The 24,639-nt window shown below is 44.6% G+C and carries 29 protein-coding genes and 1 pseudogene; 21 read left to right on the top strand and 9 right to left on the bottom strand.

The features are described from left to right. Positions 1-52 precede the first annotated feature (52 nt). Positions 53-682, top strand: coding sequence for an SGNH/GDSL hydrolase family protein (locus ATB76_RS03455; RefSeq protein WP_061034631.1), 630 nt, complete (start codon positions 53-55; stop codon positions 680-682). 186 nt (positions 683-868) lie between these two features. Here ATB76_RS03455 and ATB76_RS28420 read toward each other — a convergent pair whose 3' ends face one another. Continuing rightward, positions 869-1,030, bottom strand: coding sequence for a hypothetical protein (locus ATB76_RS28420; protein ID WP_162998339.1), 162 nt, complete (start codon positions 1,028-1,030; stop codon positions 869-871). 276 nt (positions 1,031-1,306) lie between these two features. On the opposite strand from ATB76_RS28420, the gene ATB76_RS03465 reads away from it, so the two are divergent. Beyond that, positions 1,307-2,521: a GTP-binding protein gene (locus ATB76_RS03465; RefSeq protein ID WP_061034632.1), complete on the top strand. Its 1,215-nt coding sequence runs from the start codon at positions 1,307-1,309 to the stop codon at positions 2,519-2,521. A gap of 148 nt (positions 2,522-2,669) precedes the next feature. Here ATB76_RS03465 and zigA read toward each other — a convergent pair whose 3' ends face one another. Then, a complete protein-coding gene (zigA, locus tag ATB76_RS03470) occupies positions 2,670-3,869 on the bottom strand; it encodes a zinc metallochaperone GTPase ZigA (RefSeq protein WP_061034633.1) in 1,200 nt (399 codons plus the stop codon). 190 nt (positions 3,870-4,059) lie between these two features. On the opposite strand from zigA, the gene ATB76_RS03475 reads away from it, so the two are divergent. The 5 genes and pseudogenes from ATB76_RS03475 to ATB76_RS03495 all read left to right on the top strand — a co-directional run bounded on the left by ATB76_RS03475 (position 4,060) and on the right by ATB76_RS03495 (position 8,242). Further along, complete coding sequence (locus ATB76_RS03475) at positions 4,060-4,485, top strand: TraR/DksA C4-type zinc finger protein (RefSeq protein ID WP_061034634.1); 426 nt, start codon at positions 4,060-4,062, stop codon at positions 4,483-4,485. Positions 4,486-4,673: 188 nt separating this feature from the next. Then, positions 4,674-5,576 (top strand): homocysteine S-methyltransferase family protein, encoded by a 903-nt coding sequence (locus ATB76_RS03480; RefSeq protein WP_061034635.1) that lies wholly within the window; start codon positions 4,674-4,676, stop codon positions 5,574-5,576. Continuing rightward, positions 5,563-7,098 (top strand): annotated as a pseudogene (locus ATB76_RS03485) (BCCT family transporter). Before ATB76_RS03480 ends, ATB76_RS03485 begins: the two are co-directional and overlap by 14 nt. Before the next feature lie 264 nt (positions 7,099-7,362). Next, positions 7,363-7,827 (top strand): GNAT family N-acetyltransferase, encoded by a 465-nt coding sequence (locus ATB76_RS03490; RefSeq protein WP_038878040.1) that lies wholly within the window; start codon positions 7,363-7,365, stop codon positions 7,825-7,827. A gap of 64 nt (positions 7,828-7,891) precedes the next feature. Further along, complete coding sequence (locus ATB76_RS03495; RefSeq protein ID WP_005440716.1) at positions 7,892-8,242, top strand: DUF3147 family protein; 351 nt, start codon at positions 7,892-7,894, stop codon at positions 8,240-8,242. Here ATB76_RS03495 and ATB76_RS03500 read toward each other — a convergent pair. After that, on the bottom strand, positions 8,229-9,068 hold the full coding sequence (locus ATB76_RS03500; RefSeq protein ID WP_061034636.1) for an AraC family transcriptional regulator: 840 nt from the start codon (positions 9,066-9,068) through the stop codon (positions 8,229-8,231). The two genes, ATB76_RS03495 and ATB76_RS03500, sit on opposite strands and share 14 nt — an antisense overlap. 110 nt (positions 9,069-9,178) lie before the next feature. On the opposite strand from ATB76_RS03500, the gene ATB76_RS03505 reads away from it, so the two are divergent. From ATB76_RS03505 to ATB76_RS03535, 7 genes are all read left to right on the top strand, one after another. Continuing rightward, the gene (locus ATB76_RS03505; protein WP_020196331.1) at positions 9,179-9,655 is read left to right on the top strand and encodes a YHS domain-containing (seleno)protein; all 477 of its coding nucleotides are present in this window, start codon (positions 9,179-9,181) and stop codon (positions 9,653-9,655) included. A 246-nt stretch (positions 9,656-9,901) separates the two neighbouring features. Then, positions 9,902-10,231 carry a YceK/YidQ family lipoprotein gene (locus ATB76_RS03510; protein WP_061034637.1) on the top strand — a complete coding sequence of 110 codons (330 nt, stop codon included), beginning with the start codon at positions 9,902-9,904 and terminating at the stop codon, positions 10,229-10,231. 132 nt (positions 10,232-10,363) lie between these two features. Then, a complete protein-coding gene (locus ATB76_RS03515; RefSeq protein ID WP_061034638.1) occupies positions 10,364-11,113 on the top strand; it encodes a phosphatase PAP2 family protein in 750 nt (249 codons plus the stop codon). A 184-nt stretch (positions 11,114-11,297) separates the two neighbouring features. Then, on the top strand, positions 11,298-11,675 hold the full coding sequence (locus ATB76_RS03520; RefSeq protein ID WP_061034639.1) for a VOC family protein: 378 nt from the start codon (positions 11,298-11,300) through the stop codon (positions 11,673-11,675). A gap of 275 nt (positions 11,676-11,950) precedes the next feature. Further along, a complete protein-coding gene (locus ATB76_RS03525; protein WP_039977463.1) occupies positions 11,951-12,772 on the top strand; it encodes an alpha/beta fold hydrolase in 822 nt (273 codons plus the stop codon). A 185-nt stretch (positions 12,773-12,957) separates the two neighbouring features. Next, positions 12,958-13,461, top strand: coding sequence for a YgjV family protein (locus ATB76_RS03530; RefSeq protein WP_038878028.1), 504 nt, complete (start codon positions 12,958-12,960; stop codon positions 13,459-13,461). Positions 13,462-13,523: 62 nt separating this feature from the next. Next, the gene (locus ATB76_RS03535; protein ID WP_038878025.1) at positions 13,524-14,006 is read left to right on the top strand and encodes a tetratricopeptide repeat protein; all 483 of its coding nucleotides are present in this window, start codon (positions 13,524-13,526) and stop codon (positions 14,004-14,006) included. Positions 14,007-14,052: 46 nt separating this feature from the next. On the opposite strand, the gene ATB76_RS03540 is transcribed toward ATB76_RS03535, so the two are convergent. Next, on the bottom strand, positions 14,053-15,384 hold the full coding sequence (locus ATB76_RS03540) for an MFS transporter (protein WP_061034640.1): 1,332 nt from the start codon (positions 15,382-15,384) through the stop codon (positions 14,053-14,055). A gap of 114 nt (positions 15,385-15,498) precedes the next feature. Beyond that, positions 15,499-16,290: a CLCA_X family protein gene (locus ATB76_RS03545; protein WP_009704528.1), complete on the bottom strand. Its 792-nt coding sequence runs from the start codon at positions 16,288-16,290 to the stop codon at positions 15,499-15,501. Between the two features lie 284 nt (positions 16,291-16,574). On the opposite strand from ATB76_RS03545, the gene ATB76_RS03550 reads away from it, so the two are divergent. Continuing rightward, positions 16,575-17,579 carry a metal-dependent hydrolase gene (locus tag ATB76_RS03550; protein ID WP_038871059.1) on the top strand — a complete coding sequence of 335 codons (1,005 nt, stop codon included), beginning with the start codon at positions 16,575-16,577 and terminating at the stop codon, positions 17,577-17,579. Positions 17,580-17,595: 16 nt separating this feature from the next. Here the strand turns inward: ATB76_RS03550 and ATB76_RS03555 are convergent, their stop codons facing one another. Then, positions 17,596-17,988, bottom strand: a complete 393-nt coding sequence (locus ATB76_RS03555; protein ID WP_061034641.1) for a hypothetical protein — start codon at positions 17,986-17,988, stop codon at positions 17,596-17,598. Between the two features lie 251 nt (positions 17,989-18,239). Here ATB76_RS03555 and ATB76_RS03560 point away from each other — a divergent pair, with 251 nt between their 5' ends. From ATB76_RS03560 to ATB76_RS03580, 5 genes are all read left to right on the top strand, one after another. Further along, a complete protein-coding gene (locus ATB76_RS03560; protein ID WP_104029934.1) occupies positions 18,240-18,926 on the top strand; it encodes a glutathione S-transferase in 687 nt (228 codons plus the stop codon). Between the two features lie 198 nt (positions 18,927-19,124). After that, the gene (locus ATB76_RS03565; RefSeq protein ID WP_038878013.1) at positions 19,125-19,316 is read left to right on the top strand and encodes a hypothetical protein; all 192 of its coding nucleotides are present in this window, start codon (positions 19,125-19,127) and stop codon (positions 19,314-19,316) included. 112 nt (positions 19,317-19,428) lie between these two features. After that, the gene (locus ATB76_RS03570; RefSeq protein ID WP_061034643.1) at positions 19,429-19,887 is read left to right on the top strand and encodes a hypothetical protein; all 459 of its coding nucleotides are present in this window, start codon (positions 19,429-19,431) and stop codon (positions 19,885-19,887) included. Positions 19,888-20,124: 237 nt separating this feature from the next. After that, positions 20,125-20,562 (top strand): hypothetical protein, encoded by a 438-nt coding sequence (locus ATB76_RS03575; protein ID WP_005440697.1) that lies wholly within the window; start codon positions 20,125-20,127, stop codon positions 20,560-20,562. Continuing rightward, entirely contained in the window at positions 20,563-20,742 is a 180-nt protein-coding gene (locus tag ATB76_RS03580; RefSeq protein ID WP_033006290.1) for a DUF1289 domain-containing protein, read from the top strand. Positions 20,743-20,751: 9 nt separating this feature from the next. Here the strand turns inward: ATB76_RS03580 and rcnR are convergent, their stop codons facing one another. Both rcnR and ATB76_RS03590 read right to left on the bottom strand, forming a co-directional pair. After that, positions 20,752-21,024: a Ni(II)/Co(II)-binding transcriptional repressor RcnR gene (gene rcnR, locus ATB76_RS03585; RefSeq protein WP_005440696.1), complete on the bottom strand. Its 273-nt coding sequence runs from the start codon at positions 21,022-21,024 to the stop codon at positions 20,752-20,754. Positions 21,025-21,181: 157 nt separating this feature from the next. After that, on the bottom strand, positions 21,182-22,942 hold the full coding sequence (locus tag ATB76_RS03590) for an ABC transporter transmembrane domain-containing protein (protein ID WP_061034644.1): 1,761 nt from the start codon (positions 22,940-22,942) through the stop codon (positions 21,182-21,184). 296 nt (positions 22,943-23,238) lie between these two features. Here ATB76_RS03590 and ATB76_RS03595 point away from each other — a divergent pair, with 296 nt between their 5' ends. After that, on the top strand, positions 23,239-23,652 hold the full coding sequence (locus ATB76_RS03595; RefSeq protein WP_061034645.1) for a PaaI family thioesterase: 414 nt from the start codon (positions 23,239-23,241) through the stop codon (positions 23,650-23,652). Positions 23,653-23,804: 152 nt separating this feature from the next. Here the strand turns inward: ATB76_RS03595 and ATB76_RS03600 are convergent, their stop codons facing one another. After that, positions 23,805-24,443 (bottom strand): hypothetical protein, encoded by a 639-nt coding sequence (locus ATB76_RS03600; protein WP_042602829.1) that lies wholly within the window; start codon positions 24,441-24,443, stop codon positions 23,805-23,807. Positions 24,444-24,639: the final 196 nt, after the last annotated feature.

Genomic DNA, 24,639 nt, shown 5'->3' on the forward strand with positions numbered 1-24,639 from the left:
ACAACGTTTTTGATAGACTGCAAAGCGATAGTTTTAGTGAGGAACACGTTTAATGCCGACCATACTTTGTTTTGGCGATTCAAATACCTGGGGCGCAGTACCGAATGAAGATCGCCGTTACGGACCAAACGAGCGATGGCCATCCTTGTTACGAATGTCTCTACCGGATGGTTATGAGGTCATAGAGGAAGGGCAACCAGGGCGAACAACTGTGCACGATGATCCTTTTGAAGGTGAGAAAAATGGCCTTCGCTATTTACGCCCTTGCTTGGAATCTCATCTGCCTGACTTGGTCATCATTATGCTCGGCACGAACGACATGAAAAACTGCTTGGGTTTATCCGCTTTCGATATCTCTCGTGGGGCAGCTCGCTTAGCACAAGAGGTTCTTAACTTTGATAACTGGGCAAAGCGAGAAGCGCCGCAAGTTCTATTAGTCGCGCCGCCACCCGTGCATGAGATTGGTTTCTTCGGGAGTATGTTTATCGGTGGGGCGGAGAAATCCAAAGAGTTTGGCTTTCATTATCGAAACCGAGCGGAAGAGCTGGGATGTGCATTTTTTGATGCCGGAACCGTGGTGGAATCTTGTCCTAAAGAGGGAATTCATTGGCAACAAGACCAGCATGATAAATTGGCGAAAGCACTGCAACCCATGGTGTTAGCGGCTTTTCAAAAATCATAGATGTTAAGAGATTACAGAGTAAACAGGCTTTTCGTCTAAGGAAAAGCCTGTATTGAAAGGGTTGAGAAGTAGGGCGAGTATGCCTGCGCCCTAAAGGCGGTGACGTAAGCAGCTTGGTGCTTTATCCATGCGTAGAGTGTTTACGCCAAGGCTAAACCGCTGTCTGGGCTTTCGTGTGCGGGAATTCTATGTATCCTTGCGGGACTGCCTTTTACGTGCGCCCACATCCGCAACATCGGACGCTTTGCAACAACCTCCGCCTTTGATCGGCCTACGTGAAAACATCACACCAATTGCGAGCATCGCAATACAACTTAGGAAAATAAGAACGGTAAGAACTAAAGTCATAACACCACCTCCTATAAATCGTTGTATTGTCATCTTTCTCCAATTTTATAAACAAAGCAATGGTCGTTTTGTAACCACTTATTATTTTTATCAATAGTTAGACCTTTGCTGGTGATGAAACGTGATGAGAAACGAAGGCGAGTTCTGAGAAATCAGCCCCTGTGATCTTTACCGATTCTTAAGTTTTGCGTCTAAGACAGCAATTGGATTCCTTCTATAACTCACTAAGTTGTTATGTTATAACATGCACTCATCCAGAGTTTGTAGGTCAAAGGTATGCCATCAATTCCAGTCACCATTTTGCATGGGTTTCTCGGGTCCGGGAAAACCACGTTTTTACGCAACATTCTTCAACAAGCCGATTCTTCTGGTATTGATCTTTCCGTTATTGTGAATGACATGAGTGAGTTAGACGTCGATGGCGTGCTTATCTTAAATACCGATGCGGTGAGTGAAGAGCAGGGCAATTTTGTCACGATCAGTGGAGACAGCATCAGCAGCCCGAGTGGTGTAAAGCAGCTCGATAAAGCCCTTAAAAAGCTCTGCGCAGAAAAATTGCCAGAATGGATTGTGATTGAAACGTCGGGCAGTAGTCATCCTTTGCCTTTGGTTGAGTATTTTAAAAACAACGCACCATTCGCACTCAAAGACGTGATTACGTTGGTGGATGCGACTTGGTTGCGAGATGACTATCGACAAGGCTCTGCTTTAATTCCGAAGTGGCAAGAGAACGTACAGCAGGGTGTTCGCGGCGTTGAAAACTTGTTGGTAGAGCAAATCATGTTCTCAAACCGTGTCATGCTCACCAAGACGGACAAAGTGGATGACAATACCGTTCGCAACATCGCGCAGGCGATTCATCCGCTTAATGTTTACACCGAGATAATCAAAACGTCATGGGGAAACTTGGATATCCGCATGTTGAAAGGTGAGCAAGACTACAATTTCTTCCTCGTTGAGCAATTAATCGCCGAACTACGTGAGACGGTGAATGAGCCGCTGAACCTCTCTGATAAAGATGAACAAAGCCTTGTCGCGAAAGTGATCAAAGATGATCGACCTTTTCATCCTGCACGTTTGTGGAATACCTGCCATCAGTATTTAACTAAAGGTGTGTTCCGCAGTAAGGGGTTCTTTTGGTTCCCAACTCGAGACGATGTTTCACTGCTTTGGAGCCAAGCAAACGGCAATGTGGGGCTTGAAATTACAGGCTTTTGGCGCGCTTCGGTAATCAATGACGAATCGCAAAACTTTACTGATGAACATCGTCAAATCCTGCAAGATAAGATAGACAGCGTTGAAAGTCGCTTTGGTGATCGTCGTTGTCGCTTAACGGTGATTGGGCAAGAAAACGAAGTCGATGTGTTTATTGATGCGCTGGAAAACTGCTTTTTAACGGAAGCGGAATTGGAGCAATGGCAACAAGGGGCAACATTTGAAGATCCTTGGCCAAAGAAAATAGCTAAGTTGAGCCAGAAGAAGATGCTTTGAATGTACTGGTGAGGGTTCCCTTGGTGCATGTTTGAATCTCGGCTTGTACCAAGAACGGACTTGCTGCGTTGGCTCGGTATAACAAAATTGGCTCTGTGTAACGAGAAAGCCTCCCGAATGGTGGGAGGCTTTTTTGTCTCTCAGTCGTTTACTGTTCCCATTCAGGGAAAGGGTCTTCCATAGATAACCAATAGTCGAGCCCTTGCTCCATCTCATCTTCTGCTAACAAGCATTCGTTGAGACGAGCAATCAATTTCTCTTGCTCTAATCCCTGACCAATAAACACCAATTCTTGTCGCATATCGCCGTATGGTTCTTCCCAAATGTCGTTTATAGCGTCGAGGTAATCTTGATCCTTTGGCCATTCCTCCTTCGGAATCGCTTTCCAAAACATACCCGCAACACCATAACGTGCGATGCCTCCCGCTTGGCTCCATTGACCGACAAACTCTGGTCTTGTTGCTAGCCAAAAGTAACCCTTGGAACGAATCAGTTTGCCGTAATCTTTCGCATTGTGGAGGAAGTCGTAAAACTTCTCTGGATGGAAAGGACGTCTCGCATGATAGGCAAAGCTGGAAATGCCGTATTCTTCGGTTTCAGGTATGTGTTCGCCTCGCATTTCCTTCAACCAACCTGGGGCTTGTTGTGCCTTTTCAAAACTGAAGCTTTGTGTGTCGAGTACTGCTTCAAGTTCTACTTCACCATTCGAGATAGGAAGAATAGTGGCGGATGTATTGAGAGTTTTAAGAATCGCAATAAGCCTTTCGATTTCTGATTTCTCAGCAAGGTCGGTTTTACTTATCAAGATAACGTCAGCGAACTCGACTTGATCAACGAGTAAGTCGGCGACGCTGCGTTCATCGTCTTCGCCTAAGGATTCGGCTGTCTCTGTTAAGAACTTAGCTTCATCGTAATCACGCAGAAAGTTAATCGCATCAACCACCGTAACCATTGTGTCTAAACGTGCAACGTCTGAAAGTGATAGCCCGTTTTCATCAGCAAACGTAAAAGTCTCTGCAACGGGAAGTGGCTCGGCGATGCCAGTGGACTCGATAACTAAGTAATCGAATCTGCCTTCTTGTGCGAGTTTAGTGACTTCTTCAAGTAGATCTTCACGCAGGGTACAACAGATGCAGCCGTTACTCATTTCAACCAACTTTTCTTCACTGTGGTTGAGAGAAACTTCATTCTGAACGGTCGCTGCATCGATGTTGACTTCGCTCATGTCGTTGACGATGACCGCGACTTTTCTGCCTTGTCTATTGTTAAGAATATGACTTAAAACGGTTGTTTTTCCTGCGCCTAGAAAGCCGGACAAAACCGTAACAGGGAGTTTCTGGGTGTTCATGCTCATGCTCTTTATAGTGTAATGTTATAATATAACAATTAATATAGTCGGTGATCTTAACTCTGGCATCAAGCAGTTTGTGACTGTGTCGAGTACTGCACCTTATTGGCGCATTCATTCGTCGTTAAGTTATACAGATCCAGATGTACGGAATTTAGAGAGCGAACTCTTATCTCGGTGTGGAGGTTCTATGAACGAAGAGAAAAAGCATGTCATGACAGAAGAAGAAATTCTTGCAGCGCCCGAGGCGGATTATATGAATGAAGCTCAGATCACGTTTTTTGAAAACCGATTATTTGAGCTTTATGAATCGACATTAGCGCATATTGAACGCGCGAAAGAAGAGATGATTGCGCCAATGGAATTCAGTGACGAAAGCGATAGGGCGTCCAGTGAAGAGCAATCTGCAATCGCATTAAGAATCATAGATAGAGAGCAAAAGCTGTTACCTAAGATTCAACAATCGTTGGCTCGTTTGCGCGCAGGAGAGTACGGCTACTGTTTAGAGTCTGGTGAACCTATCGGCATTCCAAGGTTATTGGCACGACCTACCGCTGAATATAGTGCAGAAGTAAAAGCGCAAATGGAGTCAAAAGAGCACTGGTATAGAGAGTAAAATGTTACCCAAGTAAATAGGGGTAAAGTGGGTTTTAAATCTCCATGCGTCGCATAATAACTTGCAAGGCAATACTTGTTTTCACTCAACATGAATCTTCTTCATGTTGAGTGTGAGGAAATGTAACTTTCACTTACGTCATATTGTGATTGAATAGCCAAATAGATTTTAGCGGTATGGATGTCTAAATGGTAAATCTTACAATATTGGATGGTGGCATGGGGCGCGAGCTAAAACGCATCGGTGCTCCTTTTTCTCAACCCCTCTGGAGTGCCCAAGCACTTATCGAATCCTCACAGCATGTTACGCAAGCGCACCAAGGTTTTATTGATGCAGGTGCACAGATCATTACCGTCAACAGTTATGCTTGTGTTCCGTTTCATCTAGGTGAAGATTTGTATGCAGAGCAGGGACGCGAGCTGGCAGAGAAAGCCGCGAAAATTGCTCGTGACGTCGTGACCGTGTCACAAAAAGAAGTGCTTGTTGCCGGCGCTATACCTCCTGCCTTTGGTTCTTATCGACCTGATTTATTTGAAGAAAAGCGTGCTTACGACATCAGTGTGAATCTATTTGAAGCGCAAGAGCCATATGTAGATATTTGGTTGGCGGAAACTGTCGCAAGCCTTGGTGAAGCGCGAGTGATCAGCAAAGTTCTGTCTAAAACCGACAAGCCAGTTTATATCTCTTTCACGTTAGAAGATGAAATCAGCGAAGTCTCACGTCTGCGCTCTGGTGAGCTTGTCATAGACGCAGTTGAAGCACTTCTTGATACTAATGCGACTGGTATTTTCTTCAACTGCTCAATTCCTGAAGTGATTGAACAAGCGATCAAAGATGTGAATCAGGTATTGGAGCGGACTGGGACTACGTTAACTATTGGTGTCTACGCAAACAGCTTTGCGCCCATTAAAGCGAATCACCAAGCGAATGAGTCATACCAAGGGCTTAGAAACTTCTCTCCAACAGAATATTTGGAATACGCAAAAACGTGGCATCGCTTAGGGGCGAGTATCATTGGCGGCTGTTGTGGCATTGAGCCTAGTCATATTGAAGAACTGACAGCGTGGAGAGACAGCCTTGAAGAATCTTAATCTCGGACTCACCATTCCTGCGATTGGCACTGTCCTGCTCATTTTACTTGTCTCTTCGATGTTCCCAGAGCAGTCTCAAGCTATGGCGAACAACGCAATGACGTTTGTGACCGATTGGTTTGGCTGGTTAGTGTAAATCTGCAGTCTTGCTCTTGTTGGCTTTCTATTTTGGTTGGCGTTTTCCAAGTACGGCGACATTCGATTAGGTGAAGGAAAGCCAGAGTATTCGAACTTCTCTTTTGGCGGCATGATCTTTACGGCTGGTGTTGGTGCATCGCTTATTTATTGGGGGATTGGAGAGCCAATGTACTACCTGCAATCTCCACCACTATTTGCTGAAGAGAACAGTTACACTGCAGCGGCGTGGTCAGTCACTTATTCAATGTTCCACTGGGGGATAACAGGGTGGGCGATCTACTGTTTCCCTGCGATTCCTTTTGCTTACGCTTTTTATGTGCAAAAACGCCGTACATTGAAGCTCTCGACACTGTGTGAACCCGTGCTGGGCAAGAATCCAATCGTGGGTAAATGCGTCGACCTTTTGGCCATCTTCGGAACACTAGCGGCTTTTGCGAGTTCATTGGCGTTAACCGTCACGTTGCTGAGTACAGGAGCGGCAGAGTTATTTGGGATAGAGAATAACTTGTTGCTTCAAGGCGGCATCATCTTTTTATTCGTATTAGTTTTATTCGCAGTGACGCTGGTGGGCTTCAACAAAGGCATTAGGAAGGTATCCGATTACACGGTCATCGCTGCGATTTTATTTGCCTTGTTTGTGTTGTTTTCATCAAATGCCCAATTTGTGCTGAACAATGTAACGGATTCACTCGGAGTCATGTTAGATAGCTTCTTCCGCATGTCTCTTTGGACAGACCCGGTGCAGAAGAGTGGTTTCCCTCAAGCATGGACTCAATATTATTGGTTCTGGTACTACGCGTACTTAATCATGATGGGGCTGTTCATTACGCGTATATCGAGAGGCCGAACTATCCGTGAAGTCATCTTGTATACCATCTCGATGGGGGCTCTGGGATGCGCATTCTTTATCTCAATCTTTGGAGGCTATGCGGTTTGGGCGCAGCTATTAGGTGGTTATCCCGTTCAAGAATGGATGAGCAATGGTGGATTGACGTTTGCTGTTGTCTCGTTGATCAAAACTTTGCCAGCAAACAATGTGGTTCTTGCGGTCTTTTTGGTGATTCAGTTCTTTTTGATGTTGACTACGATGTCGAGTGCTAGTGTGGCCACCTCGATGTTGACGACGAATCAACTGTCCCTAAACGGAGACCCTGACAACAAGGTCAAACTGATGTGGGCAGGCGCGATTGCACTTATCAGCTTTAGCGTCTTCCTCACGGGTGGTGGCATCAATACCATTAAGTCTTTGTGCGTGGTGGCAGGACTACCGATGATGTTTATCTACGGAATTTTGGTTAAGCAACTCATGATGGAACTGAAAGGCAAGACAGCTTCGCAACCAGAATCGGAAGCATCTGTAGAAGCACGAGAACTGATTGCTTAGCCTCAAAACACAAACCCTCTTCACTTTAAACTTGAAGAGGGTTTTTATCGCTTCATCCACCAACTTTGGCTTTTATCTCTTCCCTGATCGCTAACTTGATGCGCTGTTCTTCATCAGTAAGAAAAACACAAACACACCCTCTCATTTCCAAACTAAGCCACGGTTATTGCTTTGAAGTGCAAGTAAAAAGTCGGCATGATGTTTAGCAATTCAAAACGAGCTGCATAAAAAAACACTCGCACACCTAATCTGACAGGAATAAACATGTACCAAGTTTTAAACGTGAATGAATATCCACAGGGTGTGGAAGTGTGCATTAAGTACATCCATACAAAGTGGGGTTCGGAAGACAATTACGCGTACTTTGAAAATGCGATTCTGCATTCAAGTAAGGAAGAAGACGCCATCCCTCAGTTTTATGTGTTGGTCACTGAAGGTGAGATTGTTGGCTGCTTTGGCCTGATCATTAATGATTTCGTCAGCCGACATGATTTATATCCTTGGTTGAGCTCTTTGTTTATCGAACCACAACATCGTGGCAAACGATTGAGCGAATTGCTGTTTAATCATGCATTGAATGCTGCTAAAAGTATGGGCTTCCAAAGCCTTTATCTAACGACTGACCACGATGGTCTTTATGAAAAATTTGGTTGGGATAGAATAGAAGACGCTTACGATCCGTCTGGTTATGTGACAAAGGTGTACCGTAAGTCTTTAGAAAACATCTAGAATCAATTGGAGTAGGTTTCTAGATTATTATTAGTTAATGTCCGAAGTAAGCAAGGAAGCGAAAATGCTATGGATTGTGACAAAGTACTTAACCACCGCCGCGATTGTGGTTCTCATTTCTGAAGTCGCGAAGCGAAGTGATAGGTTAGGTGCGCTCGTGGCTGCATTGCCAACCGTGACCATATTGGCGTTGGTATGGATGTATATCGAAGGGCAAGGTACAGAGAAGCTGTCTAACCACGCGTTTTATACCTTTTGGTTTGTTGTACCAACACTGCCAATGTTTCTTCTTTTCCCTTATCTACTGAGCAAGTATTCCTTTTGGATTACCTTGCTTATTAGTTGTGTTGTATCCGTAATTTGTTTTGCGATAACGAATTTGATCGCGAAACAATTTGGTATCAACTTGCTTTAAGCTCGTCTTCCTTTTGGTTTTGTATCCATTGGCGAGGTGACATACCAGATACATTTTGGAAAGCACGAGAAAAGCCCGAGTAGCTGTGGTATCCCACCTCGTCAGACACCCAGTTGAGCGGTTTATTTTGCAGCAATAAAGACTGGGCGACGGATACACGCCATTTTTGTACATAATCTCCTGGAGTTTCCCCAACGGCTTGTTTGAACGTCTCAATAAACTGAGTACGAGACATGGCCGCCAATGACGCCAATTCATTAAGATGAAAATGACGGGCAGGGAGCTGATGAATGGCGGTCATAACGGGAGCTAGACGTGGGTGGGCGAGCGCAGCAAACAAGCCGTGTTCAATTTGCTTCCCCTCGATAAGATAACGAAAGATCAATGCCATTAAGGTATCGCTCAGCTTATCCAATAAAAACTCTTGTCCGATGCCATTTCCCCTTGCTTCCGAAGACAGCATATCCAAGACCGGAGTTAGGCTCGGCACCGCATTAAAAGGGATAACGACGACATCCGGCAAGACAGACAATAGAGGGTTGATCTGCCCACCTCGATAATCCACATTGGCGCAAACCAATTCTGTTTCTTCGTTTCCTTCAATTCTATGCGGCGTATTGTTTGGCAAATAAATGATGCAAGGCTCTGTTAGCTTTTGAGCCTTCTCATTTGCGCTTGTCAGTATCAATTCGCCAGCATTCAAAACATGCAAATGGCCTCGGTTATGGTGCTCTGCTTGGAACGAGGAGATGCCACACAAGTGTCCAGAATAGAAAACGCCTGTGCGTATTGAGAAGTGCTTCATCAGCTGTGACAACAAATCCATGTTACCTCCGAACGATTCGCGTACTTTTTTGGTCTTTTGTACCTTTATAGACCGGAAGAGTTAGCTAATTTATTCACACAAGGCAAACAAACACAGACAAGGAGCTTACTATGTCACGCATTAAATCAACTGGTCGAAAACTCACTTTAATGACCGCTTTACTCGGAACCAGTTTTTCACTGATGGCTGCGGATGTAGGCATGAGCGTTGATGCAAATGATCTCGCTATCAAGGGTTACGATCCGGTGGCTTACTTCACGGATAATGGCCCAGCTCAAGGGAAGGCCCAATATTCAGCTACGTACAACAATGCGATTTATCACTTTGTGAATGCAGCAAACCGAGACCAGTTTAAAGCTGATCCTCAAGCGTATGCGCCGCAATACGGTGGTTACTGTGCATTTGGCGTTGCTATGGGCAAAAAGTTTGAAACTGACCCAGAGGCTTGGAAGATTGAAGGTGGCAAACTCTACCTAAACTTGGATAAATCGGTACAGAAGCGCTGGTTAGAGGATACGCAAGGCTTTATTCAAGATGCCAACACCAACTGGACAACGATTAAAGTTGTCGATGCAGATAAGCTGTAACTGACGTCGTTTTTATCCTTTCCTCACACATTCAAGGCGAGCCAATTGGTTCGCCTTTGTGTATTGGCTCGAGGGAACGGACGTTTATAAGTTGTTATTTACCCAAGGTAGAAGCGATACATTTGTCACGAAAATTGATTTATTCTCAATCAAATTAGTTAGATAGGTTGTTTTATAAATGCAGATAGGATTACTGTTGTCGAATAATAATTTATATCAATAACAATCAGTTGGAACCTATCAGACATGAAAAACAATCTTCTTAAAAAACTTCAAGTGCTCGGCGTTATCGCAATGGCTTCTTTGACAGTGGGATGTTCATCTATGGATGCACATGCGAGAGGGGGTTACGGTAAACCATTTTCCGGTACGGCGTTGTCCGTCGCGCGCCAGCCATGCTTCTTGGATGGCTCAGCCGTGTCTTACGCTTTATATCCTATTTCTTTCGTCGATATGCCTTTGTCATTGGTTACTGATGTTGTATTCCTGCCTGCTGATTTAATCATGTTATTTACTCCGACGACGAGCTACGGCAGTGTTTTGTCACAAGGTTGCCCAAGTGGAAGTATGATTTAGTTGCTTTGCTTCATTCCATTATTAACTTTTAGGAATAATCGTTATAACTTCCAGCACTAAAGGGCTGCGGATAATATTGGATTCAGTTGTTAAGAATATTCCTACAATCCTTTAATTCTGGAGGGAAAGCAAATGAAGAAAGCTCTAATTTGCGTAGCGCTAACTTTGCCTGCATTTCACGTGTTCTCTGCGCCAACAGACATCAATTCGCTTGAACGTATCGACTACGGAAACTATCAGTTTTACCAACCATACATTGAAACGGTACACACGGTAGATTTGATTGCACCGCCACCAGCAGAAGGCAGCAAACAAGATATCGAAGACAAGCGTGTGGGTGCTATAGACTTTTCTGTTGATGACCCAGCGAGAATAGCTCAAGCGACACAAGACGCGCGTATTACTCCAGAATACTTTGCCAAGATATATGGTGATGTTTTGGGCGTGAAGATTACTAAGGAAGACACCCCAGCGATGTATACCGTTTTAGGACGTAGCATTGCTTCTTTTGGTCTTGCGACATCTGACTCTAAAAAGCACTACAACAAAGCACGCCCATTTGCGGTAAACGGCTTACCTTCTTGTACACCTTATGCCGAAGACTACCTATCTAAAGATGGATCTTACCCTTCTGGTCATACTGCGTTAGGCTACGGGGTTTCACTCGTTGCGGCAGCAATTGCGCCGAACAATGCAAAAGCACTGACAGAGCGGGGGGCGGATTATGGTTACAGCCGGGTCGTTTGTAATGCTCACTGGATGAGTGATGTGGAAGCAGGCCAAAAAGTGGCGCACATCGTGTTTGATAAGTTAAAGGCAGATAAACAATTTGCTGAGGACTTACAAGCTGCGCAACAAGAGTACATTGCGCTAACCCAATAACGATAAATCGACACAGCTACAGGCGGCCACAGTGCCGCCTTTTTCATTTTTAGCTCTTGCTATATAGACTTCAAACAACGGCTGAAATCATTTCTTGACCTTAAGTTAGCTTGAGGTTTTATCTTCGTAACCTCAAACACAACCCACCCAAATCGGTAAGAAACCAATTGGAAAAGGAACTTCTATGAATCTAAATCAAGTGCTGTTAACCGTTAAAGACATCAAGTCATCTATCGAGTTTTATCAAAAGCTAGGGTTCAACTTGATTGTTGAAACAGAAAATTACGCGCGCTTTGAGTGCCTTGAAGGAGATGCCACTTTTTCACTTTATCTCGGTGATCCAGAATCAAAAAGCAACAGCGTGATCTATTTTGAACACAAAAATCTTGATGCGTTAGTTGATAGTTTAAAGAGAAAAGGCATCGAGTTTGTTCAAGAACCTACAGACAAAGATTATCTGTGGAGGGAAGCAATGCTTAACGACCCATCAGGTAATGAGCTAAAGCTGTATTGGGCTGGAGAGAACCGAAAGAATCCGCCTTGGCGAGTCGCTAACAATTAAGATTCCAAAGCATATTAGCAGAGGTGAGCGAGGCAGCGCGTGCTCACCTTTATAGGGTTTCTGTTGCCAATTGACTTCTACTAATGCACATGTCTGCTCGACAAATCGACAAATCGACAAATCGACAAATCGACATCACCGAGAACGCCTTCATGGGATAGGTCGCCAGATAACTCTACTTTGCCAATTTGCAGGTTTTTATAAAACAGACCTTTTGTTGCAGGGTGAATTCGTTATGATGAATCCTAGTTCAGTAGTCGAAACGCGAGGGTTGTGTGTTAGTAGAACAGTGGATAGACATCGAAGGCGACAAGTTGTATTGCTTGTCCACGCCAATCATAGAATCTCAAGAAACATTAGTGCTTATCCATGGTTTGGGGGAATCACATTTGTGCTTCGCCGATGCACTGGATTGGCTACCCAACTACAACCTAGTCATGTTTGATTTATGTGGTTATGGTTATTCTCCAGCTTCCAATAGATCTCATGCAACGGATGTTCAAGCCAAACGAATTTTAAAGGCTTTAGAGCAGTTAGATATAAAACAATGCTTCCTTCTTGGGCATTCTTGGGGTGGTGATACATCTACTTTAGTGTGTCACTACGACAGTAAAGGCGTCATACGCGGCTTCATTAATGCTGAAGGTGGATTGCATGAGGAGAGTATTATCTTATCTCAAATCATCGCTGAGCATTACGTGAAACTAAATAAGCCTGAATTCCAGGCGTGGGTCAAAGGGGAAGGTTTTGCAAAGCGTTTTACGATGTCTTGGAAGCATGGAGCAGGTATAAAATACCTTTCCTCATTGAGACGGTGTGAACCAATAGTATTGGGTGAAACGGCCAGTGAGATTTATGCGCAACACAGTACAAAGGATGGAAGAGGTGTTGTGGAGTGGGGGCAAATCTATGAGAACTTATCGATTCCAAAAGTTTATTTTTGGGGAACACAGAGTTTAGCGGGATGCCATCGCGCTATCGATTTTATCTCTTCGATTAACAATGTTGCATTTGAAGGTGCCAACCATTGGGTTCAAAACGATCCTAAGACTTTTTATGTCGAGGTCGATAAGTTTATTACTGCGACAGTGAGCTAGTATTATTTACAAGGTCGTGAAGCCTTGAAAGAGGCTTCTCTTCGTCCGCTCTTTTCGAATTTAGTACGCCATACTTGTGAACGACATTCACATTTATTCATCTTGTAGCACGAAGATAGTGGTGTCATTTTTAAGTCGATCATACGCTGCGCCAGTTGTAAGAATTTGTAACGGTAGGTGTAAGTATGGATGCGTTTTTCTTGTCACAGGTTCTCGTAGCAATTGCTATTTGTTTCGATTTGTTGTCGTTTCAATTTAAAGAGAGAAAGAAGATTGTTGCCAGCTTATTCTGTGCGGGCGTTTTAATATCAAGTCACTTTGCATTATTAGAACAATGGACAGGGGCTTCTTTAATGGGTATCGCTACTTTGCGTTATCTGACCAGCATCTTCTCTACATCTTCAAAGTTAAAATACTTCTTCTGCGGAGCGTCTGTCATTGCAACGGCGATGACGTTTACTGGTGTGACGAGCATCGTGAGTTGTTTTGGTTCTGTCTTTCAAACAGTGGCGGCATTTCAAGAGGATGATCGTCGCTTGCGTCAGCTGATGATTGTCGGCACATCCTTCTGGTTGCTTCACAACTACCTTATTGGCTCACCAACAGCCGTACTAATGGAAGTCTTGTTTATCTCCAGTAATCTTGTCGGTTATTACCGCTACTATGTTAAGAAACCTGAACTGGCATGATGATGTGATTTAATGTATCTATGTCATAAACACACGATATATAAACGCCGAGGGAGAAGGTGATGGAATCGATCATCAAGCAGGCAATCGAGTTGCGTAAAGCATCAAAGTTTCAGGAATCTAGAGCGTTACTCACTCCGTTATTAAGTGATGAAAACTACGCTGCAAAAGCACACCTGCATATTGCTTGGTCATACGACAATGAAGGCAAAGAGCAAGAGGCTATTGAGCACTATACGGCGTCTGTTGCGGGGATACTTACTGTAGATGAAAGGTTTGATGCCTTATTTGGTTTAGCGAGTACCTACCGTAGCCTTGGAAAATACCAAGAAGCACGGAGTTACTTTGAGCAAACCATAAACGAATACCCAAATTCGCTCGAAGTTCAGCCGTTTTACGCGATGTGCTTATATAACCTCGGTCGCCATAAAGAAGCCACGTCGTTGCTACTAGAGTTGCTGCTTTCAACCACGAACAGTGAGGCAATTAAAGAGTATCAGCGTGCGATATCTCTGTATGCAAAAGACTTAGACAGAACGTGGTAGAAGTAGATAGTTAGTGGAACAGTAAACAGACAATGGAACAGGCGATCTAGAAGATCGCCTGTTTTTTATCTTTGATATAGAAATAGACGCTGATAACGATGAACAAGAACGTGAAATAGTAGAAGAACGAAGACAGCGATGCGATAAAGTCGATGTGTTGTTCTATCTGTGCTTCGGTGTAGTTTTGTGAGAGCAGTTTGTAGTAGTAGGCATAGAGCATACCGATTAAGCCGTAACCTAAGTTAAACATCAAACCTTTGAAGCTTAATACTGTCGCTCGGTTGTGAGATTCTGTTTTCTTGTTTAAGTGGTAGCTGATGAAAATGTTCATCGTCATTATAATAAAGATCAGAATCAGCGCAGGAATTACCCCGTATATTGACCAACCTAAGCTTATCCAATAGTAGGTCGCCATCGTTGCGATGCCCATGACTAAAATGAACGTCTTAGGTGCCATACTCTCTGCCAAACGGCGGCTTTGGCCAGCTAAGATAATCTGCAAGAGACTAATGCCAGCACCGATCAAACCAAAGTAGATGATTGGAATATCAATCGCACGATAGTACTGACTGTTCATGGTCAAAAACATTCGTGAAGTGGGCTCGAACAAACTGTAGTAGAGCAGAATGAACAGCACATAAGGCGTAGACAATACCCACTTGGCGGTGTTGAGTGTGAGCTTCATGCTGGCCATGGTTGAAGCCAACCTGCTTTCACTGCTTGGTATGACCTTTTTCTCTTCTCTCATGCTGAATGCGGCGTAGATGGCGATCAACGCAACAAACAATGTCGCGTAAACAGGGATGCGCATGATGTCTTGCGTGGTTTCTGGTTTGTCGAGTCCAAGGAACTGATAAACGTTGGCCATAAAGTTCACGTCGTACATAGCAGCACCCACAAGTGTGACCACAATACCCACGCTCGAAGCAATACGAAGCTGAATCTGCAACACTCTAGGCCACAGCTCTTCCTTGCCTTGCTCTTTCAATGTGTCGTAAGCCAGCGCTTCATCCGCGCCACTTGCTAACGCCATCGCTAAGCCACTCAGCACTCGGTTAATCAAAAACACAACGAAAACAAAAGTGGGATTCCCAGTAGGGACAAAGGCGATCATTGCGATTTCGATGAACATGACGATGGACGACAGCACCACCAGTCGTTTTCGCCCCAAGGTATCAGCAAAAGCGCCGGAAGGGACTTCCGCAAGTACAATCGTCGCTGCCCAAACAACATTCAGCATGGCGAATTGAGACAGCGTTAATCCGTAATCCAAATAGAGCAGGGTGAATACGGGGTAATAGAAGCGCGCAAAGTAACTGCTTCGGAACATGAGGAAGCAGCGAACGTTACGGATTTTAAGGATTTCTTTCAGCGTCATGAAACATTCAGCAATATGAATAACATAACGTTATGTATAAACCTTTTTTAGATTGATGGGAAAAGTTTGTGCTTTGAAATCGCGAGATTTTTTTGAATAGTCGCTATTCCTTAGTTAACGACTCAACGCGTCACCCAGTGGACGAAAGTACGCTTGAAGCGCTTCATATATCGCGTTTCTGTGTGCGATATCTGGGTAGAGAGGAAGGGTGTCCGCCTTTGTGGTGCCAGAAACTAGGTATGCGTTTTCTATACCAGAACAAGACTCCACAACGGCTTCAAATGCTCTTGCCATCATCTCGGTGGGTTGCGAAAAGTAGCTCGACCCCATCGCTTGGTCTGCTTTTACACTTCGAGATACATAGTCGTGTCTATCTTGGCCGTCTGGCGTGAGCAATGTGGCGTCAAATATCTTCAATAATCGCTCGTTGAGTGGGTGCGGAAAATGATCGGCATTTTTCAACCAACAATCACTCGCAAATAAGATTTGGCGTTGAGGCCCCGAACGATCTCCAATGTCGAAAGCTTTCTCGGCAATGTAATGATCGAACGCGTGCCAAAACTCATGAGCAAGCGCTCCTGCACCAGCATTCTTTGCCAAGGCTAATTCACGTTGATTCGGTGCGTAATGTGCTTGGACTCCTTTGCGGCCGCCAGTACCAAAAGCAAGGCTCAAATTACCACGAAGTCCAATCGCCGAAGGCGGTAGCGCAAGGATGTACGCTAAGTCTGCGAGAGAATCGAATATTAAGTTTGCCGCGAGGTCTTTTTCTTCTTTGTTCACCCATTTACCAATACGAATTCCGCCGATGCCAAATGTCTCTTTGATGTCGACAAACGACACTTGGTCGCCATGGCGATAATCAGGGCCTTTACGCGTTTTGTATTTAAAACTGGTTAACTGCAAGACGTGCCTCGAAGTGGTGCTGAAGGAGTGGAAACTTATACTCAAAACATAAGACGTCAGATTATACCGCAATAGAAGGCTGAGTCGGAGATTTCGTCATATCTCGTTTTACGCAGGCTCGCGAACTTGTCCAATCCATCTACACTAAAACTAACACTCGTTTTATTCGCTTTGATTTTCAATAGCTTTGATGTGATTCCACCCAATGGGTTCGAGTCATCGAAATACGGATATTTTATGTGGCAAACATTTCTGGTTTTTAAGTGTGATTGGGAGATTTCGCCGTGGACCCGTTAACGCAAGGGGTGGTTGGGGCGTCATTGTCTCTATCAGTAAGCAAAAAACAGCACTTGGTGGCGGCAGGTGTCCTTGGAATGCTTGCTGGTATGGCTCCAGATTTGGACATATTGATTCGCTCTTCCAATGATCCGCTGTTGTTTTTGCAATATCACCGACAGTTCACCCACTCGTTGCTGTTTATTCCTATTGGCAGCTTACTCTGCGCTTTGGTTTTCTATCCGCTTTTTGCTAAAAGGCTTGGTTTATCGTTCACACAAAGCTGGTGGTATTGTGCGCTCGGCTATGCCACACACGGTTTATTGGATGCGTGTACCAGTTACGGCACTCAGCTTTTGTGGCCGTTTACCAACGAGCGGTTTGCGTGGAATACCGTTTCTGTTATTGACCCTGTCTTCACGCTTCCTGTTCTAATTGGCGTCGTGCTTGTTTTACTGAAACGTAACCCTTGGTATGCACGAATCTCGATAGTTTGGGCGTTTGCTTACCTTACGTTCGGCATGATTCAAAGAGACAGGGCAGAAGAAGCAGGGTGGGAGTTTGCACAAGCAAGGCAGCATACTCCAGTGCGCTTAGAGGCCAAACCTACGTTCGCGAATAGTTTGGTTTGGAAAGTAATCTACGAAGCCGAGGGCCAGTATTACGTAGACGCCATAAGAGTAGGGACTGCGACCAAAATCTATACTGGAGAATCGGTTGCCAAACTGGACATCGGGAAAGACTTCCCTTGGTTAAGCTCAACATCGCAGCAGGCCTTAGATATTGAGCGATTTCGTTGGTTCTCTGATGGCTTTGTCGCGCGTGATCCGGACGATGAAAAGCGCATTATAGACGTGCGTTACTCAATGGTTCCAAACCAAATAAAAGCCTTGTGGGGCATTGAGCTTTCGCAATCTGCTGATGAAAACACCCATGCCGCCTACACAACACATCGAGACACTTCCCAAGAATCAAGACAAGCATTTATCGATATGCTGAAAGGCAATGACTGAGGGTGACTCTGCGTCATTAAGCGCACTGAAAGTCTTTAATCAATGTTGGCTTTTTGGAGAAGAAAATTTTACTAAACAAGGATTTGTATTCCCAGCCAAGAGACAGCAGTCTTTTCGCTAGGTTCTTGTTTTCAATGATGGCAACTTCAACACCTTGATAGTGATATGGGTTGTTTCTTACGTAGTTGATAAACGCGGTTAAAACCCCTTGGCCACGTACCGAAGGATCAAAGTTGATCGACACAATGGAAAAGCGCTGACTCCCCACAGGACAACGGACAAAGCAGTAACCCAACGGGTGAGTAATGGTTTCTGAAAACTCAGGGAAAGGGCGAGATTCGAAGTCCTTAGATAACTCATCGTATTGCTTACAGAGGTGATGAAAAAGTTGTTTTGCTTCGTTGTTCATAATGGCGTTGCTTTGTATTACTGGATTTCACGGTAATTTTAACCACAGCCCGCACCACAAAATGCGGTGAACTTTTTCCAGATTGATTTCCTATTTTTGAAAGTAATTTGATTTCAAGTGAAGATTCATGATTTCTATATGGAATAGAAAAAGCAGAACTTGCTACTCTGGAATTGAAAGAGCTAGACAGTGAAATAGTAAGAAGAGACAGTAATAGATAGAAGCAAGGCCAAGGCTTGATGGAACGAAATATGACGAAAGGTACGGCACCCATTCTTTATTCTTTGCACAATTGCCCCTACGCGATTCGTGCGAGATTTGCGTTGCTCAAAGCCCAGCAACGTGCGCTTATTCGTTCTACCAAGCTCGATAACAAGCCATCAGAAATGCTAGAGGTATCACCGAAAGGCAGTGTGCCTGTACTAGTCATTCCCAACCGTTCTCAAATAGAGACTCCACAGCAAAAACAGATACTTGAAGAAAGCTTAGACATTATGGTTTGGGCGCTTTCTGAGTGTGACCCGAATGATCTTTTGGAAAGCGAACATCCAGAAGCATTGTCCAAGATGCTCGAAGTGATTGGAGAGTTTGAATCGCACTTTGTACCCGCGATGAACGCTTTTGGATGTGCGAAGCGTTACCATGAAGATAATGCAGATGAACTGCGTAAAAAGTGTGAAAGGGAACTCATCACGCTTGAGTCTCTTTTAACGCAGCACTCCTTTTTGTTCTCAGAGCGAGAAAGCCTGGTCGATATTGCTATTCTGCCTTTCATCCGTAAGTACGCCCGCATCGATAAACAGTGGTTTAGACAAAGCCCTAACTCAAAGTTAAAAGCGTGGCTGAATGGTTATATTCAAAGTCCTCAGTTCTCCAAAGTGATGAAAAACTATGACTTGTGGTTAGACGCTCGGGAGGAGCAATACTTTGGCAATTAAACGCTGTTCTTAAGACTATTTGGGCGGAATCATCGAGCGCATCTTCACATTTGCAATATTAGCTTACTGCCTCATCCATTGACGATCACACCTACGACGCGCATCCTTTTACGTTCACTCAGGGCCAAGGCTCTTATTTCGCAAACAACTCGATAGCTGCGTTTAGTACGCAGTGCTTGAATTTAAAAGGTAGCGCGTATGAACAAGATTGTTATGTTGGTGATGGGGCTGCTTTTTACCAGTCGGTTGTTTGCAAGTATTGTCCCTCACGCAACCCAACTTGAACACGATGCGCCTATTCTCCTTCGTTCTGTGCTGCTTGTCGGTGTCGCAGGCTTCCTGATCTGGAAAGTGGTTCAGTACTTCCAAAAAAGCAAATCCTCAGAGTAACGCGTTGCTACTAGTCTTTATCTGCACATCTAAACAAATAAAAAGTGGTAATTGAAATCACAGCCCTTAGAATGCGCAAACTAAAAGTTAATAACTGATGTAGAGTGATTTTATGCTTCGTGATTACACATTCGATTGTCTTGTGACTATGCCGCGCCATGAACTGGAAGAGTTTAGTGCTCGCATGATCAGTAAAATGGTGCCAGAAGATGTGATGAACGAACTGTTTACCTTCGACCAAGAAGAAGTAGACAGTGAAGACCGCATGTTGTCAGCGCGCCTAGATGCGATGTTACGCATGACCGCAATCGCACTAAGTGAAATTCAGCAAGCGTTTGATGATTCGGACAACGCGAAGCAGAACAGCGAACGTATGACGCGTCTTGTGCTTTGGCACTTCTACGCAATTTCATTCCGTCTAGAAGAAGCAATCACACTTGAAGTGCACTGTGAGCAAGTAGAAAAACTACTTCAAAACACGCCGACAGACGTATTCGCATGGGTGAAGACGCTAACAGAGCTTCTACACACGTACGCGGAAATCAACGCGAAGGAAAACCCAGAAGGCTAAGTCCTACTAGGGATAAAAAGTACAGCATGAAAGGCGAGCCAACTGGTTCGCCTTTTTCGTTTGTATTCTTAAGTGGCTTAAAGCTGCATGTTGGATTTTTTTCCTTGGAGTTATAAATAACGCCATTACTCTTTCTCCCGCATCCTACCCAAATAACCACATATACTAGGGGGTAGTATTATATACTGGAGGGGAGTATAGTTTTTAAAATCATAACTCACTGGGAAGTGTCACTGTATGAAAGACGTAAAGGGTGTTTTTCGTAACCTAGAAAAAATGCTGCAAAACGCGAATTGGTTTGAAGATGGTTGGGAAATTTATAACCGAGGAGAGTACTTGCAGCTGTATAAGCAAAACTGGTTCAACGAAAACCAAGGTGGTGTGCATTTCGAAACGTATATCGAAGGGCCTCAAGTGAAGCAAAAAGCCTTTCCGATTTGTATGCATGCGGAAGAAGACTGTCCATCTCAAGCTGAATTTGTACGTCAATTCAAAGAGCTAGAAGGGAGCCGTATTGCTGGTTGGAAAGGATATAAGACACTGGATAACAGCTATGGCATTTGCCAGCGAACCCTGCCGCTCAACTTTAAAAACCTAGAACAACGTTTGTTTGAAGAGTTCAACCGACTGCGTGCGCTAGAAGCAAGCATCGACAAAGTGCTGGATAGGTTATAAATGAAAAAGCAGAAAAGCCCTTGTATTGATGTATGTGATTTTTCCCATAGCAAAGGGTGGTGCGCTGGGTGCGGAAGAACGCGAGAAGAATGTAAGGCTTGGAAATCGATGAAGCCTTACGCCATCAATGCTCTCAAAAAAGATCTGCAAAAGAGAATGTCTCAAATGAAAGCTCAGTAAAACTGGGCTTTATTTAATGTATGAGTCGATAACTTTAATCACCACGTCCATATCTGCTTCTCGTTGTTCTTTGCTTTCTTCTAGAACAAGGTGCTCATGTAAATGGCCTTTGATAACCTCTTTCATCAGACCGTTTACCGCGCCTCGAATCGCGGCGATCTGCTGCAACACGTCCTGGCACTCTTGCTCTTCATCCAACATCTTCTTAAGGCCATTAACCTGACCTTGTATCTTGCTGACTCGGGCCGTTAGCTTTTTCTTATCTTTGGCTGTATGTGACATAGCATCTGTACTCAATGTAATTGGCAGAAGAGAGAAGTTAGTCGGTAATGTAGCACCGAATTTATACTGGGGGGTAGTGTTTATACTAACGGGGAGTATATTTGCGATGAATTGTTTTAAAACAAAGCCCGCTAGTTTCAGCGGGCTTTATGGAAGGTTACTCTAGGTGCTTAAACTGCAACGCGACAAGGCGCTGATAGAGTTCGCAGCTTTGCATCAGTGACTGGTGGTTGCCAAGGTCAATCAACTCGCCACCGTCTAGCACCGCAATTTTATCGGCGTGTTGGATGGTTGAAAGTCGGTGAGCAATGATCAGAGTCGTGCGGTCTTTCATCAATGCTTCAAGTGCTTGTTGAACATGGTGCTCACTTTCACTGTCCAGTGCGCTGGTGGCCTCATCAAGCAAAAGGATTTTTGGATCTTTCAGAATCGCACGAGCAATCGCGATACGTTGTTTTTGACCGCCAGATAATCTCACGCCGCGCTCACCCAAAAAGCTATGGTAACCGTCCGGTAGCTTCTCAATAAACTCATGCGCGTGTGCTTTCTTCGCCGCTTCAATCACTTGCTCGTCAGTAGCGTCTGGATTGCCGTAACGAATGTTGTGGAATACATCGTGACTAAACAAAGCGGGTTGCTGTGGAACCAATGCCATTTGACGGCGAAGATCATTCGGTTCGAACTGTCGAATGTCTTCTCCACCAAACAATACTTGGCCTTGTTGCGGGTCGTAGAAGCGTTGCAGCAATTCGAATAAGGTCGTTTTACCAGCGCCAGAAGGGCCAACTAAAGCCAACACCTTACCTTTCTCTGCAGTCAGGTTTAACCCTTTGATAGCGGGTTGGTCGGGGCGAGAAGGGTAGTTGAAGTTCACTGAATCAAACGTCACTTCCGCTGGCATATCATCGGTAATAGGAAGGTGATTGTTTGGTGCGCTGATGTCGCTTTCCACTTGAAGGATCTCAATCAGCCTTTCTGTTGCACCAGCGGCTCTTTGCAGTTCCCCCATGACTTCGGAAATCGTTGCCATGGAAGACGCAACCATGATGGCGTAGAACACAAATGCCGCTAGATCGCCGGCAGACATCTTGCCGTGAATCACATCACTTCCGCCGACCCAAAGCATGCCAGCAATGGCGCTAAATACAATTACGATAACGCCAGAAATCAGAATCGCGCGCTGTTTTACTCGCTGTCTACCCACCTCGTAAGCTTTTTCTACTTCGACAGCAAACGCCGCGCGTTCATGCTGCTCTGAGCTAAAGCTTTGAACCGTTTTGATGTGCTCAATTGCTTCGCCTGCGTAGCTGCCAACGTCGGCCATGGTGTCTTGGCTTTGGCGTGATAGGGCTCGTACTCGTCTCCCATAAACCAAAATCGGAACCAATACGAATGGAACAGAAGCCAGCACAATCAAAGTGAGCTTAAAGTTTGTTGCGAACAGCATGATGATCGCACCAATACACATAAGCGCGCTGCGCATCGCCATAGAAAACGACGATCCAATAATGCTTTGCAGCAGCGTCGTATCAGTGGTGAGGCGAGACATAATATCGCCGCTACTATTGGTCTCAAAATAACTAGGATGCAGCGTAATTACATGGTTAAACACCGCAAGACGAATGTCTGCGCTGACGCGTTCGCCCACAGAAGAAACCAGATAGAAACGGAAGAATGTCCCCACTGCGATGCACAGCGTCACACCGACGATAAATTGAATCGCATTGGTGAGTTCTTGCAGTGATTGCTGAGCAAAGCCTTGGTCTATAAGAATGCGTACGCCGTAACCGACGGATAGCGTCAGGCTAGCTGTTGTGATGAGGGCAACTAAAGCCGCAGCAACGCGCCATTTATAAGGTGAAACGAAGGTGTTGAGTTTAAGAAGAATGCTGAGATTTTTATTATTTTTACTGCTCATGAGTGGCTCACAAAGCGTTATAGGTACTTGGCATAGTAAGCGACTTTGGTACGTGAAACCAGCGGTGAGTCAGTTTCGATAACAGAGTGATCCTTCCGCCAAGGCATTCAGCTCGATGGAACCTAATTTCTCACTTTTTGTTATTGGCATATGCTAATTACAGAGCATAAAGTGACAGCATAAGTAGATAAAGGAATTCACCATGTCAGTCGCTCGTCAAGTCTAACGCTTCTTTTCTTTGTTCTCTTTACTCATTCTGTTTTGTTCCACAGACAATCTCAAACTCAGAGGTCTTTATGTCTATTCGCGCCCCTAAAAACCACCAACATTGCGCAGTCTGCTGCCAGCCATTTTTCAACGCGCACGATACGATTCAATTTACGGCAATGCCGAGTGGTGGCGTGCAGGGGAAAATCGTGCCGACAGAAAAGGTTCAAGGCTATCAAGGCGTAATGCAAGGCGGTGCCATCAGTGCGCTGCACGATACTGCTATGACACACTGCCTTTTCGCACAAGATATCTGCGCTATGACGGCTAAGTTGGAGGTGCGCTTTATCAAACCTATCCCTCTCAATAGTTCTATCCGAGTGGAAGCACATTGCATCAAGAGTAAGCGAGGCATGTATTTGCTAGAAAGCGAAATCTATGTTGGTGAGCAGTGCTACTCAAAGGCAGAAGCCAAGTTTATGCGGCAGGCTGTTGATGTCTAATATTGCTAACTTTTTGAGTACAGCAGTAAGTCATGAGAAGAGTTTAAAAGGTGCGGTCGTAACGAAGGGATAGGGAGGTGAGTCAACCTATTTGGTCAACTCACACTCTTTACTTGTGTGGCAGTGAGTGAAGAACCTAAACAGCGATGAAGTTAATCCACATACGCCACAGAGCTTGGTTCTTTATAAATGCAGTCTACTTTTGTCACACTGCCACTCGAGTCTTGATATTGAGCATAGACGACCCATAGGCCGTTGGTTCGCGCGCCCATAACCGTAACCCGAGTATTTTCACCATAAGTTGAATTGTCCGTGCCAGACCCTCTGCCAAAAGAGACTTGAAACTCCTTCTGGACAGCACGTTGTACTTCCATGCCGTTAAAGTCCCCCTTTGGTTGAACATGCAAAAACTCAAGCCCGCCTCCTTTTGCTTTACGGATTGCAAAGGTACAGCCGGTCAATTGAGTGGTTACCAAGTAGTCAGCAGCATCATAGTGGGTGACTTTAGAAATGGAGTCGGGTTTAAGTTGTTCAAAAGGAGAAACGGGGATATGAATACATTGAAGTGCTTTCGCGTTTTTAACTAACGATTTTGGGCCAAGGCGGAAACGCATCTCCTTCATCTTAACCCCCTGATTTATCCCGAAAGCGGTATCGCCATGGCTATACAGGTAAAACCTCATAGCACCTTTCGATTGGCCTGCGCTGGTAATGGATAGTGGGAAGCGAAGTAAAAACTCCTCTAAATCTCGGTCTAAAACCTGAACAGCCTGATCTAACGTTTGTGGCATAACACAGTCCTTTGTTGTTATTTATAGATTGCGTGAAATCTTATTGATTATAGTTCACAGGCATAAGCATATATGAACATATCGAATCCAATGAAATTTCTTCTTCTTTCATCGGTAGAACATGATATTGCTCGTAAGCAGGCACTGGTTATGTTGATGAAGTCGTCCGTTAGCAAAAAGACAATGTCGTTTCGCC

The organism is Vibrio sp. MOR3 (assembly GCF_001557775.1).
Taxonomy (GTDB): Bacteria; Pseudomonadota; Gammaproteobacteria; order Enterobacterales; family Vibrionaceae; genus Vibrio; species Vibrio jasicida.

Bases quoted from the DNA above. Each gene is read 5' to 3' on its own strand.
- ATB76_RS03595 (WP_061034645.1), top strand. From the start codon at position 23,239: ATGTCTATTCGCGCCCCTAAAAACCACCAACATTGCGCAGTCTGCTGC.
- ATB76_RS03510 (WP_061034637.1), top strand. From the start codon at position 9,902: ATGAAAAACAATCTTCTTAAAAAACTTCAAGTGCTCGGCGTTATCGCA.
- ATB76_RS03490 (WP_038878040.1), top strand. From the start codon at position 7,363: ATGTACCAAGTTTTAAACGTGAATGAATATCCACAGGGTGTGGAAGTG.
- ATB76_RS03555 (WP_061034641.1), bottom strand. From the start codon at position 17,988: ATGAACAACGAAGCAAAACAACTTTTTCATCACCTCTGTAAGCAATAC.
- ATB76_RS03500 (WP_061034636.1), bottom strand. From the start codon at position 9,068: ATGGATTTGTTGTCACAGCTGATGAAGCACTTCTCAATACGCACAGGC.
- zigA (WP_061034633.1), bottom strand. From the start codon at position 3,869: ATGAACACCCAGAAACTCCCTGTTACGGTTTTGTCCGGCTTTCTAGGC.
- ATB76_RS03520 (WP_061034639.1), top strand. From the start codon at position 11,298: ATGAATCTAAATCAAGTGCTGTTAACCGTTAAAGACATCAAGTCATCT.
- ATB76_RS03560 (WP_104029934.1), top strand. From the start codon at position 18,240: ATGACGAAAGGTACGGCACCCATTCTTTATTCTTTGCACAATTGCCCC.
- ATB76_RS03455 (WP_061034631.1), top strand. From the start codon at position 53: ATGCCGACCATACTTTGTTTTGGCGATTCAAATACCTGGGGCGCAGTA.
- ATB76_RS03590 (WP_061034644.1), bottom strand. From the start codon at position 22,942: ATGAGCAGTAAAAATAATAAAAATCTCAGCATTCTTCTTAAACTCAAC.
- ATB76_RS03475 (WP_061034634.1), top strand. From the start codon at position 4,060: ATGAACGAAGAGAAAAAGCATGTCATGACAGAAGAAGAAATTCTTGCA.
- ATB76_RS03575 (WP_005440697.1), top strand. From the start codon at position 20,125: ATGAAAGACGTAAAGGGTGTTTTTCGTAACCTAGAAAAAATGCTGCAA.
- ATB76_RS28420 (WP_162998339.1), bottom strand. From the start codon at position 1,030: ATGACTTTAGTTCTTACCGTTCTTATTTTCCTAAGTTGTATTGCGATG.
- ATB76_RS03540 (WP_061034640.1), bottom strand. From the start codon at position 15,384: ATGACGCTGAAAGAAATCCTTAAAATCCGTAACGTTCGCTGCTTCCTC.
- ATB76_RS03505 (WP_020196331.1), top strand. From the start codon at position 9,179: ATGTCACGCATTAAATCAACTGGTCGAAAACTCACTTTAATGACCGCT.
- ATB76_RS03515 (WP_061034638.1), top strand. From the start codon at position 10,364: ATGAAGAAAGCTCTAATTTGCGTAGCGCTAACTTTGCCTGCATTTCAC.
- ATB76_RS03495 (WP_005440716.1), top strand. From the start codon at position 7,892: ATGCTATGGATTGTGACAAAGTACTTAACCACCGCCGCGATTGTGGTT.
- ATB76_RS03480 (WP_061034635.1), top strand. From the start codon at position 4,674: ATGGTAAATCTTACAATATTGGATGGTGGCATGGGGCGCGAGCTAAAA.
- ATB76_RS03600 (WP_042602829.1), bottom strand. From the start codon at position 24,443: ATGCCACAAACGTTAGATCAGGCTGTTCAGGTTTTAGACCGAGATTTA.
- ATB76_RS03570 (WP_061034643.1), top strand. From the start codon at position 19,429: ATGCTTCGTGATTACACATTCGATTGTCTTGTGACTATGCCGCGCCAT.
- ATB76_RS03530 (WP_038878028.1), top strand. From the start codon at position 12,958: ATGGATGCGTTTTTCTTGTCACAGGTTCTCGTAGCAATTGCTATTTGT.
- ATB76_RS03580 (WP_033006290.1), top strand. From the start codon at position 20,563: ATGAAAAAGCAGAAAAGCCCTTGTATTGATGTATGTGATTTTTCCCAT.
- rcnR (WP_005440696.1), bottom strand. From the start codon at position 21,024: ATGTCACATACAGCCAAAGATAAGAAAAAGCTAACGGCCCGAGTCAGC.
- ATB76_RS03565 (WP_038878013.1), top strand. From the start codon at position 19,125: ATGAACAAGATTGTTATGTTGGTGATGGGGCTGCTTTTTACCAGTCGG.
- ATB76_RS03465 (WP_061034632.1), top strand. From the start codon at position 1,307: ATGCCATCAATTCCAGTCACCATTTTGCATGGGTTTCTCGGGTCCGGG.
- ATB76_RS03535 (WP_038878025.1), top strand. From the start codon at position 13,524: ATGGAATCGATCATCAAGCAGGCAATCGAGTTGCGTAAAGCATCAAAG.